Source organism: Lentzea sp. NPDC051838 (assembly GCF_040681245.1).
Classification (GTDB): Bacteria; Actinomycetota; Actinomycetes; order Mycobacteriales; family Pseudonocardiaceae; genus Lentzea.
Map to the genome: position 1 here is coordinate 72,833 of NZ_JBFAYI010000034.1, position 18,323 is coordinate 91,155.

The following is an 18,323-nucleotide window of genomic DNA, read 5'->3' on the forward strand; positions in this document are numbered from 1 at the left end:
ATGGTGAGTGCACAGATCGAGCCGATGCGCCGTCGACGCACCGGCCGGGTGGTCGCGGGCGTCGCGAGCGGGCTGGCGGAACACCTCGGCGCACCCGTCTTCTGGGTGCGCGCGATCTTCGCCGTGTTCGCGGCGCTGAGCGGCGTCGGGATCATCGCCTACGCGTTGCTCTGGATGTTCGTCCCGCAGTCGGCGGTGACGGAACCGGAGACCGACAAGGACCGCAAGGAGTGGCAGCAGGCAGTCGGCCTGGCCGCTCTCGGCATCGGTGTCGCGGTGTTCACCGGGCTGATCGGCACCGGGGCGAGCGGCTGGATCACCGGCCCGATCGCCGTGGCACTCGTGGGCGCCGCGGTCGTGTGGCGCGAGGCGGACGAGGCGCAGCGCCGCAGGTGGCGGGACGGTGCGCTGGCACAGGGGAAGACGGGGATCGTGCGAACGGTGGCGGGAGGGGCGCTGGTGGTGGCGGGGTTCGCCGCCTTCATCGTCGCGAACGACTCCATCCAGAACCTCTCGACCGTCGTGCTCTCCGTGCTCGCGACGTTGATCGGTGTCGCCGTCCTGACCGTGCCGCTGTGGATGCGGCTGGTGCGCGACCTGGACGCGGAACGCCGGGCGCGCATCCGCACCGAGGAACGCGCCGAGATCGCCGCCCACCTGCACGACTCGGTGCTGCAAACGCTTGCGTTGATCCAGAAGCAGGCCGAGTCGTCGCGCGAGGTGAAGCGACTGGCCCGCAGCCAGGAACGCGAGCTGCGCGGCTGGCTCTACGGCCGTGAGGTGGGTGAGCAGCCGACGACGATGAGCGTCGCCATCGCCCAGACGTGCGCCGAGGTGGAGGACGACTTCGCGATCGCCGTGTCCCAGGTCGTCGTCGGCGACTGCGAGATCGAGGACGGCATGTTCGCGCTCATCCAGGCGTCGAAGGAGGCGATGGTCAACGCGGCCAAGCACGCGGGCGTCGGCGAGGTCAGCGTGTACGCGGAGATCGAACCGGACAAGGTGACGGTGTTCGTGCGGGACCGGGGCAAGGGCTTCGACCCGGACACCGTTCCGGAGGACCGCCATGGCCTCGCGGGCAGCATCCGGGGGAGGATGGACAGGCACGGCGGTCAGGTCCGGTTGCGCACAGCACCCGGCGAGGGGACCGAGGTGCAGCTCGAGATGCCGAGGAAGACGGAGGCCAGGACGTGAGCGTGAGGGTGTTCCTGGTGGACGACCACGCGTTGTTCCGCGCGGGGGTGCGGGCCGAGCTCGACACGATCACCGACGAGGTGGAGGTCGTGGGCGAGGCGGGCAGCGTGGGCGAAGCGGTGGCGGGGATCGCGCACCACAAGCCGGACGTGGTGCTGCTCGACGTGCACATGCCCGACGGCGGTGGCGCGGAGGTGCTGCGGCAGATCCGGACCAAGATCCCCGAGGTGACCTTTCTGGCGTTGTCCGTGTCGGACGCGGCGGAGGACGTCATCAACGTCATCCGCGCGGGTGCCCGCGGCTACGTGACCAAGACGATCTCCAGCCAGGAGCTGGTCAAGGCGGTCGTGCGGGTTTCCGAGGGCGACGCGGTGTTCTCCCCGCGCCTGGCCGGGTTCGTGCTGGACGCGTTCGCCGACCGGCCGGGAGCCGCGCCGATCAGCGACCCCGAGCTCGACCTGCTGACTCCTCGCGAACGCGACGTCCTGCGGCTGCTGGCCCGCGGTTACGCTTACAAGGAGATCGCGTCCGAGCTGTTCATCAGCGTGAAGACAGTGGAGACGCACGTGTCGAGCGTCCTGCGGAAGACCCAGCTCTCCAACCGGTACGAGCTCTCCCGCTGGGCCACTGATCGCAGACTGGTCTGAAGGGTCTTCGGGGGCTTTGATCAAAAAGGTCGCTCGCGGCGCGACCGAGGTGCTGGCGCCGTGGGTCTGGGTGATTCTGCTGCCTTTCGCCGTCGCGGCGGCTTCGGAAGGCATTTGGAAGACGTTGCTGTGGGGGTTCGTGGTCGCCGTGACCGCGTCCGTCATCCCCATGGCCGTCATCGTGCGTGGCGCGCGCAAGGGCAAGTGGGACGGCCACCACGTGACGAACCGCGAGGGGCGAGTCGTTCCGCTGGTCACGGCCGGTGCGTCGCTCGCGGCCGGCACGGTGATCATGGTGCTGGGGAACGCGCCCACGAGCATGCTCGCTCTGGCGGGCAGCATGTTCGCGTCGCTGATCGTCAGCATGGCGATCACGTTCGGGCTGAAGTGGAAGATCTCGCTGCACGCCGGGGTGGCGTGGGCGGCCGTCGTCACGATGATGATCGTCTACGGCCCGTTGTGGCTGCTCCTCGCGCTCCCCGCCGCGTTGGTGGCGTGGTCGCGCGTCGAGCTGGGCGACCACACCACGGCGCATGTGCTGGGCGGGACGGCGATGGGCGTGGTCGTGGGCGGCGGCAGCTTCTGGCTGCTCACGCAACTTCTTTGAGGCCGCTGATCTTCATCTGACCGTCGATCGCGGCGATCCGGACCTCGACCGTGATGTTCCGCTGCTTGCCGATGTCCGTGACCAGGGCGAGGTTCACCGTGACGATCCAGTCGGGGCCGTCCGAGTGGACCGGCTTCCCCGGCGTCTGGCTGCACTGGACCGACGTGTAGCCCTTCCACCGCTTCAGGAAGTCGGCCTGCGGCTCCCTCACCTTCGCCGAGAAGTGCGACCACGCCTCGACGGGGTTGCCCGGCAGGTCGGCGTAGTGCTGCTGGACGAACACGACGGCTTCGTCCGCCGTGAAGTAGACGGACTTCTCGGTGGTGGGGAAGCTGCTGTGGTTGATCGGGTCGTCGTCCGTGCCGCCCCAGTAGGCGGCCGCCGCGCCACCGCTGACGGCCAGCAGCCCGATGATCGAGAGGATCACCAGGATCCGGCGGTTCGGCGGCTTGAGCCTGCGCGGTTCGGGAATGGCGAGCGGCTGGGACGGCTGCGGCTCGTCGGCCAGCAGGTCGGCGGCCTCCTGTGCGGACGGGCGCTCTTTGGGGTCCACGGCCAGCAGCCGGTTCAGCAACGGCGTGAGCTCGCCCGCGTTCTTGGGATCCCGCAGCTGCCCGCTCGCGGCCCGGTAGATGAGCCCGAAGCTGTTGTCGCTGGGCCCGAAGACGGACTCGCCCTCGATCGCCGAGTAGATCGTGGCGCCGAGCGAGAACACGTCGGACGCCTCGTTCGGCTGCTCACCCCGCGCGACCTCAGGCGCGAGGTAGGCGGGCGTGCCCGAGATGATGCCGGTGTCGGTCATCGTGCCGTCACCGCTGGCCTTGGAAATGCCGAAGTCGGTGATCTTGACGGTGCCGTCGTGCCCGATCAGGACGTTGCCGGGCTTGATGTCGCGGTGGACGATCCCCGCTGCGTGCGCCGCCGCCAACGCCGAAGCGACCTTGGCCCCGATGCTCGCCGCCTGAGCCGGCTTCAACGGCCCTCTCTCGGCGATGAGCGCCGACAGGCTGTGCGACGGCAGGTACTCCATGACGATCCACGGCTCGGCGTCGTCGCTCACGACGTCGAACACCGCGATCGCGTGCGGGTGGTGCAGCCGGGCGGCGTTGCGCGCCTCGCGCATGGCCCGCTGGTGGTCGCCGGTGACGAGCTGCTTGACCGCGACCTCGCGCGCCAGCACCTCGTCCCGCGCCCGCCAGACCACTCCCATCGCTCCGCTGCCGACGCGCTCCAACAGCGTGTAGCGGCCCCCGATGGTGGTTGTCACACCACGAGACTAATCAATGCCCGAGAGCGACCTCGCCAGATCACGCTCAACGGGTGGCACAAATCGCCAGTACCCGATGGTGTGACCCCGCTGGCACCCCCGCCGAGTTTTAAAGTACCTTGCAACTATGTCCCTCGCGGCTGAGATCAACTTCAGCGAGCTGTCCAACAAGCCGGCCGAGTCGGTGCGGAAACTGCAGGCCGCGCCGGACAAGACCCTGCTCGTGCGCCGTCGCGGCGACGACGAGGACCTGGTGCTGACCACGGCCGGCAGGGCGGAGGAGGTGCGCGAGGTCGTCTCGTTCACCACGTCGTTGTTCGTGGCGCTGCTGCAGCACAGCAAGGAGGCAAGTCACTTGATCGCCGAACTCATGCCCACGGTGTTCCCCTGGGTGCGATTCCTGAGGCCAGAGGACAAGGAGTCGTTCGCCGTAGAGATCATCGAGACCCTCGAAGCCGCGAACTCTCTCGGCACCCCCGCGCCGGTCATCCAGCTGATCACGGAGTGGAAGCACACCGCGGAGGTCATGGCTGATCCGCGTCTGCTCGAGATCCTCACCCGCGAACAGTCCGACGACGAGGACGGCGAGTGAGCCTGAAGAGGAACGATCCAGTCGCTCCACCGACGATCGGCGAGGAGTGGCACGTCCGCTACGGCGTCACCGACGCGGTGGGCGGATGGCAGGAACTCGAAAACCGAGCGGCGAGCAACCTGCGCGCTGCCTGGGAGGTCATGCGCAACAGCCCTGGCGCTGCCTCAGGACGGCCTACCAGTCGTCACCATCGGCTTCGGGGACCCGTGTCGACCGTCGTCCGTGGTGGACGGATGCTGCCGCAGTGGCAGATCGAGGTCACCGGTGGTGACCGCGTCTGGTACCTCGTGGACGCCGAGAAGCGCACGGTGTGGGTCGACTACGCGGGTGCGCACCCGAAGGCGACTGAGTAAGTCCGCGGTGGAGCCCTGGATGGTCGCGTCTGCCGGGAAAGGGCTGGTTGCTGACGACCAGCTGGCGAGCGACGACTCCGCTATGGCGCCGCTACAGCCGTGGGTTGGCCGGGAAAGGCGTGTCACCGGCGACCCATCGGTCGTTCCTGCCGGCGAACGGCGAGAAGCGCCGAATCCGCTGCGGCGCTGATGCCGTAGGCGGGATACCTCGAACAACCCGAGCGGCGAACAACGTGTGCGCTGCCATTGGCGAGCGACTACGCCGGTACACACCCCAAGGCGACCGAGTAGTCAGGGGCCTCGTCGCTGCCAACGACGCAGGCCATTTCCGGTGGGGACCGCGGCCCTTCGACGTAGCTGCCCACAACGCCGAGACCGCACAAGAGCGTCAGGTGATCTCCGGCGACGAGCTGCCCGGCGAACAGAGCACCTCGTCCCGCGCCCGTCAGACCACCAGCTGAGACACGGGCAGAACTAGTCGATCGTCGACACGAGCTTCTGCAGCTCCCGGTCGAAGTCGATCCACAGGTCTTCCTCGCCCGGCTGGACGACGTCGTAGGAGCTGTCCAGGAACGCCGCCACGTCCTCGGCGACCGCGCTGAGGATGGCGAACCCGGTGGGCGCGTTCAGTTCGACCAGGACGCGCTCCGGGTCGTCGGACGCGGGGCGGACCAGGATGTCGCCCTCACCGGACGGCGTCAGCAGGCCGTCGGCCAGCAGGTCGCGGGCGAACATCCACTCGACGCGGCCGGTGCCCGTGTGGAAGACGACGGCGACGGCGTAGGGGTCCTCCGGGTCGTACACCAGCTCGGCCTCGACCGGCGCTGGAGCCGCGCCGGGGGCCAGCAGCTGGAAAGTCGTCCGCGTGGTGACCTTCAGGTTCTCGTTGTTCATGTCGATGTCCTTCCCAGGCTGGTCTCCATGTCCGCTCACAAAGAGGAGACGGCCAACCAGCTCGATAAGGACGCGATTCGTCTCGGAACCATCCTATTGGGGGAGACGTGCGTCTCACCGTTCAGCGTTTGACCAGGTCGCGCGTCTCGTTTGGTGAGACGGTCTGACCAGCCGAGACGGGCTGCCTGCGGGTCAGCGCGACGCCCAGGAGCACCACCAGCATGCCCGCGACGACCCTCGCGTTGAGTTGCTCTCCCAGGAAGATCGCTCCAAGGAGTACCGAAACCACGGGCAGAAGGTAACCGACCGTAGTGGCCGTGGTGGCGCCCTCGTCCGCGATGACGCGGTAGTTGAGGATGAACGCGACTCCGGTGCCGAAGACGCCCAGGATCATCACGGCGACGACGCCGACCCAGTGCAGGTGCAGCGGCTGCAGGCCGCCGAACGGCACGGCCAGGATCAGCAGGCCCATCGCGGTGGTCAGCTGCATCGCGGCGAGCTGCGTGGAGGTCGCGCCGGTGTTGACCAGGTAGCGGCCGGCGTAGGTGTAGCCGACGGCGTACGAGGCGGCGCCGATGAGGCAGAGCACCGCGCCCCAGCTGGCGATGCTGTTGGCCTGCTGCCACGGCGCGAAGATCAGCAGCACGCCCGCGAAACCGAGTCCCAGGCCGAGCATGCGGACGACGTTGCTGAACTTCTCGGTGCCCAGCACGAGCCCGATGGTCAGCGCGAACAGCGGCGTGGTGGAGTTGAGGACGCCGGAGACGCCCGAGTCGACGGTCTGGCCGCCGAACGCGAACAGCGTGAACGGGATGGCGCTGCCGAACGTCGCCACGAAGAGCATGTGACCCCAGACGCGCTTGTCGCGGGGCAGCGTCATCTTCGCCGTGGCGAGCACGACGAACAGCACGGCCGCCCCGAAGAACGTCCGCACGAGCGAGATCTGCACGGGAGCGAGGCTCCCCAGCGCGAGCTTCATCCACAGGAAGCTGGATCCCCACAGCAGGGCGAGCACGCCCATCCTGATCAACGTTCCGCGTTGGTTCACACGTCAACCATGCGTCCTCAAACGCGTAAATACAATTTAATTGTTGTGCACAACCGTTAAGCGGAGCTGTAAGGTCAGTGCATGCTGGACGTGCGACGCATGCAGGTGCTCAGAGCGGTCGTGACCACGGGTTCCATCACCGCGGCGGCGACGAACCTCGGCTACACCCCGTCCGCCATCTCGCAGCAGGTCGCGGGTCTCGAGAAGCAGGCGGGACTGCCGCTGCTGGAGCGCGTCGGCAGGGGCATCCGGCCCACCGCGGCCGGCCGTCTCCTCACCGAGCACGCCGGTCGCCTGGCCGAGCAGCTCGCCGAGGCCGAGAGCGCCCTCGCGGCGTTGCGCAACGGCTGCGCGGGCACCCTGCGCGTCCGCTACTTCGCCACGGCCGGTGCCGCCCTCGTGCCCCCTGCCGTCGCCACCTTCCGCGCCGAACGCGCCGGTGTCGAGCTCGACCTGAAGCTCACCGAGCCCAACGACCCGTTCGAGGAGCTCGCCGCGGGCCGCGCCGACATCGCCATCACGGTCCTGGAGCCCGACGAGCCCGCGCCGGACGGCATGGTCGCGCGGCACCTGCTCGCCGACCCGTTCTTCGCCGTCCTGCCCCGCGGCCACGCGCTGTCCCGCAAGCGCGTCATCGACCTGGCCGAGCTGAGCGAGGAGCCCTGGATCGACTCCGACTACGGTTCCAACGGCCCGTGCGCGAACCTCGTGAAGAACGCGTGCGCGGGTGCTGGCTTCTCGCGGAAGGTCGCGGTGGAAAGCGACGACTACGCGACCGCGCAGGGATTCGTGGCAGCCGGTCTCGGCGTCACGATCATTCCTCGGCTCGGCCTCGGATATGCGCACCCCGGCGTGGTGCTGCGCAAGGTCCGCAATCCCGAACCGGTGCGCCACATTCACGCCGTCTACCGCGAGGAAGCCTCGTGGAATCCCGCCGTCATCGCATTGGCTGAAGCGCTGGAGAAAGCCGCGAAGGCCTCCTGATCAGCTGCTAGCCGTTGGCCGGACCGAGCGACTTGTCGCTGTGCAGCGAGAAGTTCGGGCTGAGCCACTCGAACGAGATACCGCGCCGTTCTGTGGTCGTGCCGCCGTTCTTCTTGGTGTACTGCACGTCGACTTCCCAGTAGAAGCCTTCTTTTTCGGTCGCGTTGATGACCTTGGCTTGCTTGATCCCGTTCCAGAACGTCTGGAACCCGCTGTAACCGCCGGGGTAGCTGCCCTGGAAGTTGGCGTTGCCGAACTTCCAGGCTTCCTCGGGCGAGCTCGGAGCGGTGTTGAAGTAGTCGTTCAGGAAGCCCCGCATGTCGTCGGGCGTGGGCTGGCTCGTCCACTGGCCGGCCTTGCCGGACGACTTCTGCGGCGTCGACGGCTTGGTGCTGTCCTGCGTCTGCTGGACCTGGGTGTTGCCGCCCGCGCTGTTGTCGTCGCCGCCGTTGTCCTTGTTGTTCGAGATCATGCTCGCGAACATGATGCCGATCACCGCCGCGGCCACGATGGCGAGCGCGGTGAAGACGGTCGACTTCTTGCTCTTCGACGACACCGAGGACAGCGGTGACGGCTTCGGGCGCTGCGAGTACTGGGGCGCGGCAGCCGGGCGGTGGTTCGACGGCGGCTGGTGCTGCTGCGTCGGCACGGCGCGTGGCGGCGTGTGCAGGTCGACGCGGGTGGCGTTCGGGGGAGGCGGCGGCGTGGGCGTCAGGGCTCGCGTGGCGGCCTGCTGCTGCGGCTGCTGCTGGACCGGGGCACCGCGCCACGACGGCGGGTGCGTCGGCGCCACGACGGCCGGGGTGAAAGCGGCGGCGGCCTGGCCGTTCGCGACGGCGGCGAGCGCGTCACGGGCCTCGGCCATGGTCGGGCGGTCTTCCGGCTCCGCTCGCAGCAGGCGCATCAGCAGCGCGGTCATCGGGCCCGCGTTGCGCGGAGGGTCGACCTTGCCGGACGCGACCTTGTGCAGCAGCGCGATGGTGTTCTCGCTCAGGCCGAACGGCGGGGTGCCCTCGATCGCCGCGTACAGCGTCGAGCCGAGGGAGAACACGTCGGACGGCGAACCGGGGTCGTACCCCTTCGCGACCTCGGGTGCGAGGTAGGCGGGGGTGCCGGCGAGCATGCCCGTCGCGGTGACCGTGACGTCACCGGTCGCGCGGGAGATGCCGAAGTCGGTGATCTTGACGGTGCCGTCGTCGCCGAGCAGCACGTTGCCGGGCTTGATGTCGCGGTGCACGATGCCGGCGTTGTGCGCGGCGGCCAGCGCGGAGGCGACCTGCATGCCGATCGACGCCACGTCGCGCGGCGGGAGCGTGCCGCGCTCCGAGAGCACCGCGGACAGGCTCTTGGACGGCAGGTACTCCATGATCAGCCACGGCTGGCTGTCGTCCTCGGCCACGTCGTACACGGCGACCGCGTGCGGGTGCTGAAGCCGCGCGGCGATGCGGCCCTCGCGCATGGCCCGTCTCTTCGCCTCGTCCGTGTCGGCTTCGGCGAGTCCGGGCTGCAAGAGCAGTTGCTTGACCGCGACGGTGCGGTGCAGACGTTCGTCGTGTGCGGTCCAGACGACGCCCATGGCGCCACTACCGATCCTCTGGCTCAATCGGTAGCGACCAGCGACCAATCGGCCATCGTCGGTCACAGTTGCTCCCCGCTGTGCGGTCACTTGCTCTCTGTTCAACGGCCCATCACACGTCCGGGTTCAGATCACCCGTTGGCGTGTGGGTACCCACCTTACGAGATTTCTACGACGTAACGGCGCTTAGCCCTACTGCCCGGGCGGTTGAGTCGTGGTCGTGACGACTGCCGAAGACGGCGGTACCGAACTCGACGGCTTGGAAGGCGTGGTCGTCGTCGTAGTAGTCGTTGTAGTGGTCGTAGTTGTAGTCGTCGTAGTGGTAGACGTCGTTTCGCGCGTGGTCGTTGCCTCGGGCGTGGTCGTCGTCACCTCAGCCGTCGTGGTGGTCGTCGGTGCCACCGAAGAATTGCTCGCCGGCGGCGCGGATGGCGTCTCGCGGTCCTTGTTGAACACGCCGAGCGCGACCATCAGGCCACCGATCACCAGCAACAAAGCCAAAACCACTGCCGCGACCACCAGCGGCCGGTTGTCCTGCTGCTTGACAGGAGCCATCGGTGGTGGCGTCCGAGGCGGCGACGTGCGCGGTGCCGGCCGGACCACGCGGGTCCGGTCGGGTTCGATCATCGTCGTCGGATCGGGCCCCGCGGGCACCGGCAGGCCGCTGAACGACGGCGAACGCCCGTTCTGCACCGCCGCCAGCAGCTCGCGCGCCTGCGGCATCGTCGGCCGGTCTTCCGGCTCGTAGTTCAGCAGGTAGAGCAGCGTGTCGGCGAGCGGGTGGTCGACGGTCGGCGGGTTGATCCGCCCGGCCGCGACGGCGTGCAGAACACCGAGAGTGTTCTCGCTCACTCCATAGGGCGGTTCGCCCTCCATCGCGGCGAACAGCGTCGAACCGAGCGAGTAGACGTCGGAAGCCGGCGTCGGGTCCTGGCCCCGCGCGATCTCCGGCGCGAGATACGCGGGCGTGCCGGCGATCAGGCCGGTCTTGGTGACCGTGATGTCGTCCGACGCCCGCGAGATGCCGAAGTCGGTGATCTTGACGACGCCGTTCTCGGCGATCAGCACGTTGCCGGGCTTGATGTCGCGGTGCACGATGCCCGCCGCGTGGGCCGCCGCCAGCGCCGCGGCGCACTGGGCACCGATCGACGCGACCTCGATCGGGTCCATCGGCCCGCCCTCGGCCAGCGCGTCGGCGAGGCTGTAGGACGGCAGGTACTCCATGACCAGGCACGGGACGCCGTCTTCCTCGACGACGTCGTACACGGCGATGGCGTTCGGGTGGTGCAGCTTGGCGGCGATGCGGCCCTCGCGCATGGCGCGCTGGATGGCCTCGTCCTGCTCGGCCTCGTCCAGTCCGGGGGCCAGGAGCAGCTGTTTGATGGCTACCTCACGGCCCAGCCGCTCGTCGTGGGCGCGCCAGACGATGCCCATCGCGCCGGAGCCGATGCGGTCGAGAAAGCGGTAGCGGTCGGCGATCAGACGGCCGTCCGAGGTGTCGGACGTCGTCACAAGACCACCCTGGGGGTGCAACACAGCGGAACTGCGGCTGCGGCAGCAGATCCCACGCTCGTGCTCCTCGTGCGGTAGTCAGCTTCTCGTCCGGAATGCCCGCACAGGGTACCCCTGCCGTGAGCGGCTGCTGAGCTACCGGGTTGTGCGCTAGTTCACCGGTGCGAAGAAGTCGAAGCCGCCGACCGTGTCCCCGACGGTGTTGAGCACCGGGTCGAGGATGCCGAGGTCCACGCTCACGTCGACCGGGTTGGACGGCGCGGGCAGGGGGTTCGAGGCAGGCGGGGTGCTGCTGCTCGGCGGGTTCGGGTTCGCGGACGAACTCGGCGGCGGAGGCGTCTCGCTCGACGGCGGCGTGCTCGGCTGGCTCGTCTCGGAGGACGGCGTGCTCGTGGACGGCGTCTGCGTCTGCGAGGTGGGCGACTGCGTCGGCTGCTGGGTCTGCGTCTGCTGCGTCGGCGCCTTCGGCTGCTGGGTCTGGACGTACGGGGCGACGCGCGTCTGGGTCTGCTCCGTCGTCGGGTCGGCCGACTGGGTCTCGGTGGCGTCTTCCTGCTGCGTCTTGTTCGACGGCAGCTTCACGACGCCCTCGGTGCCGGCGCTGGCGCCACGGGCCTGGGCACGCTCGTCGAACCGGACCTCGGCGAGCGGGCGCTCGTCGGTCGGCGAGAGCCACGAGGAGGCGGCGAAGGCGACGGAACCGCAGAGGACCACGCCACCGCTGGCCGCGACGGCCAGCTTGCCGACGGTGAACCCGCCGCGCTGCGTGTCGTCCGCACGCCCTTCACGGCGCAGCAGCTCCGTGATGTGCAGCTCCTTCATGGGCTGCTTCTTCTTGCTGCCGGGCGTCTTGACCGACTTGAACTTGATCGTCGGCTCGAAGGCCTCGGGGGTGATGTCGTCGGTGATGACCGGGATCTCCACGGTCTCCGCCTCACGACGGGCGATCAGCTCGGCGACGGACAGCTGGCCGGTCGACTCAGCCGAACCGTTCAGCCGCCGACGATGGTCCTCAATCGACACCGCTCGTTCACCCTTCCAAGTTCGCGTTCGCGCACTGGCGGGAACATGGATACCGAATCGTGACCCGAGATGTAACCCCTTCGGGGGAATTTTCACGACCGGAACCAGGTTTTCGCGACGAGCGGTCACCGTTCGACTGCGAACGGCGAGTCCAGTTGGGTGCGGCCTAACTCCTCTGCGCCGAAAGGACCTCGGTGCCGACGATGCGCGGCTGGGTCGTGTCGGTGAGCCAGAAGAGCTGTTCGATGCGCAGCCAGCTGCCGTCCAGCTCCTGCATGGAGACGACCGCGAGCACCGATCCGTCCGGCCGGACGGAGGTCTGGTCGACGTTGACCGTCTTGATGATTCCCCAGGACTCGACGAACTCCTTGGGGTTCGCTCCGACGAGGTCCGGCGACAGCAGCTTGGCCGCCGAGTTGGGCTTGGTCGTGAGCAGCTCGTAGAACCTCTTCACCACGTCTACCTGCGGCTGAGGGCCGACCGAGACCTCGGGGGTGGTCGGTTCCGGCGTCTCCAGCAGCAGCGCGGACGGCTGTGGCAACGGCGTGTCGGCGGCGGTCTGCAGCGGCGTCTTCTCGTTCGGCAGCTGAGCCGACAGGACGTCCGGCCGCAGCGCGCTCGCACCGGACAGCGCGACGGGTCGTTCGGTGACCGGGACGCCCTGGTTCGCCGGCCGCTTGCCCGCGAGGATCGCCGCGCCCGAGACTGCGCTGACCAGCACGATCGCGCCCGTGAGCAGGCCGACGACCTTGGCGGTGCGGCTCTTCTTGCGGTTGCTGCGGCGGCGACCCACCACCGGGATCACGACCGTGGTCGCGGCCATGTTCGTCATGGTCTCGGTGGGACCGAGCAGCGATGTGACGAGAGCGTCGGTGGCGGCTTCCTCGTTCGACGGGATGCGCATGGGGACCGGCTGCTGCTTGATCAGCTCAGCCACGCTGATCGATCCGGCGCGGGTGTGTCTCCGCCCGGTCGTCGCGGGACGCTGCACTGGTCTCGTCCTCCGTACTGTCCGTGGTCACCTGAAGACGTACCGTGGCTGCGCGTAACGACGCCAGCATCTGACTGGACTTCATCCGTCCGTGGCGTTCAGCGGCGCTCAGGATTCGCTCGAAGGTGCTACTTACTACGGTCGGTAACTCGGGCCGTGACCTTTAGCCACTTCGCCGCATCTTTCAGCCCGTGGGCTTCAACCGTTCACCGTTGATCAAGGGCAGGTCGCCGAGCGTGAAGCTGAGCTCGCGCTTCTCCGTGCTGACCGAGCCGTCCTTCTTCGTCACCTGCAACAGGCTGACGGTGAGGCCCTTGCTCGGGTCGACCACGATCTCCTTGACCTCGATCAGCGAGATGTCGGCGAGCCTGCCCTCCAGCAGCGCTTCGGCGTTCGACCGCACGGTGTCCGTGGTCATGGCGAGCGCGGTGTCCGCGTTCGCCGCCATCGCGCGGTAGAAGTGCTCGGTCTGCTGAGCGATCTTGGAACCGTCGACGATCGGCGCCTGGGTGACCGGGACCGTCGTGATCACGGGCGGCGCGGTGCCGGACGGCTTGGTGCTGACGGCCGGGCCGCTGGTGCCCGGCGTGCTCGCCCCCGTGCCGGGGACGGGAGCGCCTCTGCCGGTGCCCGCGGTGGACGGTTTGGTACCCGTGGCCGACGGGCTGGTGCCGCCGGTGGGCAGCGTGGCGATCTGCGGCACTTCGGAGGGGTAACCGGGCAGGCCGATCGTCTCGACCGCGCCGCCCCCGCTGACCAGCTTGGCCGCGGCGACGCTCAGCCCGACCAGCACGAGCACCGACGAGATGACGGCGAACCAGGCGGCGCGCTTCCACGTGCGCGGTGGCGTGACCGAGGCGGGCACCAGGCCGATGTTGAACTTCCGGAGCCCGTCGGTGTCCTGCAGCGGGTCTATCTGGCGGCGGCGGGGCAACGGGATGCGATCGCCCCCGACGACGGGGCGCGCCGACAGCTCCGGCTGCGCGAGCCCGTCGTCGAGACGATGTTTGCCCGGCAGTTCGTCCATCCCCGACACCCCTCTGCGACGCAATCAGAGTAGGGCCGTCCGGACGTACCGAACCAACCAAAAGGGGGCGTTCAGGACGAGTGACACACGATGGTGTGGTTTTTCTAGCGGGGCGGGAGTTGCGCTTGACCGCTGTTCAGCTGCTTGTGCGTCTTCTGCACGCCGTTGAGCGCGGCCAGACCGCTGCCGCCCGCGATGATCGAGCCGATCACGTCGGCGCTCACCGTGTCGCCGTTGGTGATCAGCAGGCCGATCACCGCGCCGACCGTCGTGATGATGGCGGTCTTCCAGCGGCTGCGGACGAACTGCGAGACAGGTGCTCCGGCGAGGCCCTTCTTGTTCGCGGCCGAACCGAGCAAGCCCAGGTATGCGTCGTGCGCCAAGGCGGCGAGCAGGCCGGCGATGGCGATCAGTGCGGCGATGAGGCCCATGACTCCAGTGTGCCTCCAGATTTTTCCGGTGGACCATCCGTGATCGCCCTGATATCCGATTCGGGTGGACATGTTCTGGCACGACGACTGCCTCGAGCACGACGCCGGCGAGGGACTGTGGGAGCTGCCGGGCTCCTGGCCGTGGCTCGACGTGGCCGAACCGCACCCGGAGAACGCGGCGCGGCTGCGGACGTTCCGGCACGCGTTGACGCACGGCCCGGTCGCGGAGCACCTGACGTGGCACGAGGGGAGGCATGCGTCCGTTGACGAGCTTCTCCGCGTGCACACCGCGGGCTACCTCGACTCGTTGCGCGTGACCGAGCGTGTGGCGTTGGAAGTGAACACTGTCGTGGGGCCGGAAACGTGGCGTGCGGCGTGCGCGGCGGCGGGAACGTCGTTGGCTGCGTTGGAATCCGGTGCTGCGCTGGCTTACGCGCTCGTACGGCCGCCTGGACATCACGCGCAGCCGGACATGGCGGACGGCTACTGCTTCGTCAACAACGCGGCGCTGGTGGCGGAAACCGCGCGGCGGCAAGGGATGCGGGTCGCGGTGCTGGACTGGGACGTGCACCACGGCAACGGCACGCAGGAGGTGTTCTACGACCGTCCGGACGTGCTGACGATCTCCGTGCACATGCGGCACGGCTCGTGGGGCACGAACCACCCGCAGACGGGTGCGCCGTCGGAGGTGGGCGCTGACGGCAGGAACGTGAACATCGAGCTGTCACTGGGTGCGGGCGACACGGCGTACACGCGCGCGCTGGACGAGATCGCTTTCCCGCTGCTGCGCGAGTTCGCACCGGATCTGCTGGTGTGCGCGTCGGGGTTCGACGGCTCGGCGTTCGACCCCAACGGCCGTCACAACATCACCGCATCGGGTTACCGCGAGATCGGGCAGCGAGTGGCGTCGTTCGGAACGCGGGTCGTGCTCACCCAGGAGGGCGGCTACCTGCGCGGCTACTCCGCGCTGTGCCTGCACTCGCTGGTGGAGGGTCTGCTGAGGCTGCCGGAACCACTGCTCGAGGATCCGCTCGCCTACGTACCGGACGACTCCCAGCTCGTGGACGCGGACTTCGACCTTCTCCGCCAGGCCCTGAAGCCTTTTTGGCCCGGCGTGCTGTGACACCGGGCCCAGGGCGTCGTTCTACCTGCCGAGCGGGCCGCGGCCCATCTTGAGCAGGATCAGCGCGAGGTCCTTGCCCTCGGGACCGAGCGGCTTGTAGCGGTTGAGGACGTCGATCTCGCGGTTGTGCACGATCTTGGTGCCGCCGGCGGCCATGCGCGCGGCTCCGATGATCTTGGAGATCTCGACGCGGCGTTGCACGAGACGCAGGATCTCCGCGTCCAGGTGGTCGATCTCCTGGCGCAGCTCGTTGATGTCCGGCTCGGTGGTGGTGTCCATCATCGTCGACCTCTCGACTCTTCGAGCCCTGGCCCGGAAGCAACGAAGCCCCGGGGTCCGAGGACTCCGGGGCTTCGTGGTGGCTTTTCAGCGCTAGACGACCACGGGAGCCGGAGTCCGGATCCCGTAGAAAAACTCGAAGTACGTCGCGCGCATGAGCCCAGTGTTGCACAGATCGGACGGCCGCCGCCAAACCCGCCCGGTGGTTGAGAACCGGCACTTCATCGAACACATGGTCGGTCGGTACGGGATTTGTCGGTGCCGCCCGGTACCGTGGATGAACGATGAGCGCCTTGTTCGACTTGCCCTCAAGTCCCCCCGTTTCCCGCGCGGGCCACCTGCTCGACGACCTGAACCCCGCGCAGCGCCGTGCCGTGGAGCACGCCGGTTCGCCCCTGCTCGTGGTGGCGGGCGCCGGCTCCGGCAAGACGCGCGTCCTCACCAGGCGGATCGCCTACCTGCTCGCGGAACGCGACGTGCACCCCGGCCAGATCATGGCCATCACGTTCACGAACAAGGCCGCCGCGGAGATGAAGGAGCGCGTGGCCGACATGGTGGGCGCCCGCGCCCGCTCGATGTGGGTGTCGACGTTCCACTCGATGTGCGTCCGGGTCATGCGCCGCGATGCCAAGACCCTGGGCATGTCGTCGAACTTCTCGATCTACGACAGCGACGACACGCGCCGCCTCATCACCCTCGTCGCGCGCGACCTCGATCTCGACCCGAAGAAGTACGCGGCGCGCACCCTCGCCGTGCACATCTCGAACCTCAAGAACGAGCTGATCGACCCGGAGACCGCCACCGCCCAGGCCACGAACGACCTGGAACGCCGCGTGGCCGAGGTCTACACGGTCTACCAGCGCCGCTTGGGCGAGTCGAACTCCCTCGACTTCGACGACCTCATCATGCGCACGGTCGAGCTCCTGCAGACCTTCCCGGACGTGGCCGAGCACTACCGCCGCCGCTTCCGCCACGTCCTGGTCGACGAGTACCAGGACACCAACCACGCTCAATACACCCTGGTGCGCGAGCTGGTCGGCAAAGCGGGCGGCGAGGTCCCGCCGGCCGAGCTCTGCGTGGTGGGCGACGCGGACCAGTCGATCTACGCCTTCCGCGGCGCCACGATCCGCAACATCGTGGAGTTCGAGCGCGACTACCCGGACGCCACCACGATCCTGCTGGAGCAGAACTACCGCTCCACCCAGAACATCCTCACGGCGGCCAACGCGGTCATCTCCCGCAACCCCAACCGCCGCGACAAGACCCTGTGGTCCGACCTCGGCGAGGGCGAGAAGATCGTCGGCTACGTAGCCGACAACGAACACGACGAAGCCGCCTTCGTGGCCAACGAGATCGACCGCCTGGTCGACGGCGGCGAGGTCAACAACAGCGAGATCGCCGTCTTCTACCGCACCAACAACCAGTCGCGCGTCTTCGAGGAAATCTTCATCCGCCTCGGCCTCCCGTACCGCGTCGTAGGCGGCGTCCGCTTCTACGAGCGCCGAGAAGTCCGCGACGCCCTGGCCTACCTGCGAACCCTGGCCAACCCGGAAGACACGGTCTCGCTCCGCCGAATCCTCAACGTCCCCAAGCGAGGCATCGGCGACCGAGCAGAAGCCTGCGTCAGCGCCTACGCCGAACGCGAACGAATCAGCTTCGCCGCAGCCCTGCGCGACCTCGACCGCGTCCCGATGCTGAACCCGCGCTCCCGCAACGCCATCGCGGGCTTCGTCGAGATGATGGACGAACTGGGCGAGATGGTCGCGCGCGAGGACGACGTGGCCGACATCCTCGAAGCCGTCCTCGAAAAAACCGGCTACCGCACCGAACTGGAAGCCAGCGAGGACCCCCAGGACCACACGAGGATCGAAAACCTCAACGAGCTGGTCACCGTCGCCCGCGAGTTCACCGAACTGGAACTCCCGGAAGGCGCAGACCCGGTCCCGTCCCTCCCAGCCTTCCTGGAACGCGTCTCCCTGGTAGCCGACGCCGACTCGATCCCGGACGCCGAGTCCGACGGCGTGGTCACCCTCATGACCATCCACACGGCCAAGGGCCTCGAATACCCGGTCGTCTTCTGCACGGGCTGGGAAGACGGCGTCTTCCCCCACATGCGAGCACTAGGCGACCCAGCCGAACTGGCAGAAGAACGCCGCCTCGCCTACGTGGGCATCACCCGAGCCCAACAACGTCTTTATTTGTCACGAGCCCTGGTCCGCTCAGCCTGGGGCCAACCCTCAGCGAACCCGGCCTCCCGCTTCCTCTCGGAAATCCCGCCAGACCTGCTCGACTGGCGCCGAGTAGAGCCTTCCCGCTCGGCCCCGGCAGCCGCCACGACCTGGGGCCGCTCAGCCTCAGGCGGCATAGCCTCAAGGGGCCTCTCCCGCCCAGCCCCGGGCAAAGCGGGCTGGAAGGACGCCCCAGCCATGAAGCTGGAAGTGGGCGACCGAGTAACCCACGACAAGTACGGCCTGGGCCGAGTGGTGGCAGTGGACGGCGCGGGCCTACGAGCAACGGCAACGATCGACTTCGGCGGCTCGGGCACAGTCCGCCTGATGCTGATAGGCAGCGTCCCGATGACCAAGCTCTAGCCAGCCTCTCGCACGCCAAGGCGGGCCACCCAAGCCCGAGGCCGAAGGCGAGGCGCCCCGAAGGCGAAGCCGAGCTGCCCTTACCGCACAACGAATAGGTGGGGTGGGTCCCGTCACGAGTCGTGGCTGATCGTTGGCCGCGCCAGGTCAGGGGTGTCAACTCGACACGCTTTTCGTCGAGTTG

Annotated in this window: 18 protein-coding genes; 8 read left to right on the plus strand and 10 right to left on the minus strand. The window is 68.3% G+C overall.

The window, feature by feature from the left end; all coding sequences use genetic code 11:
* Window positions 1–24 precede the first annotated feature (24 nt).
* The 3 genes from AB0M24_RS40915 to AB0M24_RS40925 are packed head-to-tail and all read left to right on the plus strand — an operon-like array spanning window position 25 to window position 2,448.
* The gene (locus AB0M24_RS40915; protein WP_363779306.1) at window positions 25–1,194 is read left to right on the plus strand and encodes a PspC domain-containing protein; all 1,170 of its coding nucleotides are present in this window, start codon (window positions 25–27) and stop codon (window positions 1,192–1,194) included.
* Window positions 1,191–1,841, plus strand: coding sequence for a response regulator transcription factor (locus tag AB0M24_RS40920; RefSeq protein ID WP_112262282.1), 651 nt, complete (start codon window positions 1,191–1,193; stop codon window positions 1,839–1,841). The genes AB0M24_RS40915 and AB0M24_RS40920 overlap by 4 nt, the downstream gene beginning before the upstream one ends.
* A gap of 16 nt (window positions 1,842–1,857) precedes the next feature.
* Window positions 1,858–2,448: a hypothetical protein gene (locus AB0M24_RS40925; protein ID WP_363779273.1), complete on the plus strand. Its 591-nt coding sequence runs from the start codon at window positions 1,858–1,860 to the stop codon at window positions 2,446–2,448.
* Here the strand turns inward: AB0M24_RS40925 and AB0M24_RS40930 are convergent.
* Window positions 2,432–3,715: a serine/threonine-protein kinase gene (locus tag AB0M24_RS40930; RefSeq protein WP_363779275.1), complete on the minus strand. Its 1,284-nt coding sequence runs from the start codon at window positions 3,713–3,715 to the stop codon at window positions 2,432–2,434. The two genes, AB0M24_RS40925 and AB0M24_RS40930, sit on opposite strands and share 17 nt — an antisense overlap.
* 127 nt (window positions 3,716–3,842) lie before the next feature.
* Here AB0M24_RS40930 and AB0M24_RS40935 point away from each other — a divergent pair, with 127 nt between their 5' ends.
* Both AB0M24_RS40935 and AB0M24_RS40940 read left to right on the plus strand, forming a co-directional pair.
* Window positions 3,843–4,307 (plus strand): hypothetical protein, encoded by a 465-nt coding sequence (locus AB0M24_RS40935; RefSeq protein WP_363779277.1) that lies wholly within the window; start codon window positions 3,843–3,845, stop codon window positions 4,305–4,307.
* Window positions 4,304–4,660 (plus strand): hypothetical protein, encoded by a 357-nt coding sequence (locus AB0M24_RS40940; RefSeq protein WP_363779279.1) that lies wholly within the window; start codon window positions 4,304–4,306, stop codon window positions 4,658–4,660. Before AB0M24_RS40935 ends, AB0M24_RS40940 begins: the two co-directional genes overlap by 4 nt.
* Before the next feature lie 474 nt (window positions 4,661–5,134).
* Here the strand turns inward: AB0M24_RS40940 and AB0M24_RS40945 are convergent, their stop codons facing one another.
* A complete protein-coding gene (locus tag AB0M24_RS40945; protein WP_363779281.1) occupies window positions 5,135–5,554 on the minus strand; it encodes an SsgA family sporulation/cell division regulator in 420 nt (139 codons plus the stop codon).
* 121 nt (window positions 5,555–5,675) lie between these two features.
* On the minus strand, window positions 5,676–6,602 hold the full coding sequence (locus tag AB0M24_RS40950) for a DMT family transporter (RefSeq protein ID WP_363779283.1): 927 nt from the start codon (window positions 6,600–6,602) through the stop codon (window positions 5,676–5,678).
* 81 nt (window positions 6,603–6,683) lie between these two features.
* Here AB0M24_RS40950 and AB0M24_RS40955 point away from each other — a divergent pair, with 81 nt between their 5' ends.
* Window positions 6,684–7,586 (plus strand): LysR family transcriptional regulator, encoded by a 903-nt coding sequence (locus tag AB0M24_RS40955; RefSeq protein ID WP_363779285.1) that lies wholly within the window; start codon window positions 6,684–6,686, stop codon window positions 7,584–7,586.
* A gap of 7 nt (window positions 7,587–7,593) precedes the next feature.
* Here the strand turns inward: AB0M24_RS40955 and AB0M24_RS40960 are convergent, their stop codons facing one another.
* The 6 genes from AB0M24_RS40960 to AB0M24_RS40985 all read right to left on the minus strand — a co-directional run bounded on the left by AB0M24_RS40960 (window position 7,594) and on the right by AB0M24_RS40985 (window position 14,146).
* A complete protein-coding gene (locus AB0M24_RS40960; RefSeq protein WP_363779287.1) occupies window positions 7,594–9,252 on the minus strand; it encodes a serine/threonine-protein kinase in 1,659 nt (552 codons plus the stop codon).
* 102 nt (window positions 9,253–9,354) lie between these two features.
* Window positions 9,355–10,674 carry a serine/threonine-protein kinase gene (locus AB0M24_RS40965; RefSeq protein ID WP_363779289.1) on the minus strand — a complete coding sequence of 440 codons (1,320 nt, stop codon included), beginning with the start codon at window positions 10,672–10,674 and terminating at the stop codon, window positions 9,355–9,357.
* Window positions 10,675–10,824: 150 nt separating this feature from the next.
* Window positions 10,825–11,697 carry a hypothetical protein gene (locus AB0M24_RS40970; protein WP_363779291.1) on the minus strand — a complete coding sequence of 291 codons (873 nt, stop codon included), beginning with the start codon at window positions 11,695–11,697 and terminating at the stop codon, window positions 10,825–10,827.
* 166 nt (window positions 11,698–11,863) lie between these two features.
* Window positions 11,864–12,634, minus strand: a complete 771-nt coding sequence (locus tag AB0M24_RS40975; RefSeq protein ID WP_363779293.1) for a hypothetical protein — start codon at window positions 12,632–12,634, stop codon at window positions 11,864–11,866.
* Between the two features lie 238 nt (window positions 12,635–12,872).
* The gene (locus AB0M24_RS40980; protein WP_363779295.1) at window positions 12,873–13,715 is read right to left on the minus strand and encodes a hypothetical protein; all 843 of its coding nucleotides are present in this window, start codon (window positions 13,713–13,715) and stop codon (window positions 12,873–12,875) included.
* 104 nt (window positions 13,716–13,819) lie between these two features.
* A complete protein-coding gene (locus AB0M24_RS40985) occupies window positions 13,820–14,146 on the minus strand; it encodes a hypothetical protein (RefSeq protein ID WP_363779297.1) in 327 nt (108 codons plus the stop codon).
* Between the two features lie 70 nt (window positions 14,147–14,216).
* Here AB0M24_RS40985 and AB0M24_RS40990 point away from each other — a divergent pair, with 70 nt between their 5' ends.
* The gene (locus AB0M24_RS40990; RefSeq protein ID WP_363779308.1) at window positions 14,217–15,269 is read left to right on the plus strand and encodes a histone deacetylase; all 1,053 of its coding nucleotides are present in this window, start codon (window positions 14,217–14,219) and stop codon (window positions 15,267–15,269) included.
* A gap of 21 nt (window positions 15,270–15,290) precedes the next feature.
* Here the strand turns inward: AB0M24_RS40990 and AB0M24_RS40995 are convergent, their stop codons facing one another.
* Complete coding sequence (locus AB0M24_RS40995; protein WP_363779299.1) at window positions 15,291–15,551, minus strand: chorismate mutase; 261 nt, start codon at window positions 15,549–15,551, stop codon at window positions 15,291–15,293.
* A 281-nt stretch (window positions 15,552–15,832) separates the two neighbouring features.
* On the opposite strand from AB0M24_RS40995, the gene pcrA reads away from it, so the two are divergent.
* On the plus strand, window positions 15,833–18,139 hold the full coding sequence (gene pcrA / locus AB0M24_RS41000) for a DNA helicase PcrA (RefSeq protein WP_363779301.1): 2,307 nt from the start codon (window positions 15,833–15,835) through the stop codon (window positions 18,137–18,139).
* Window positions 18,140–18,323: the final 184 nt, after the last annotated feature.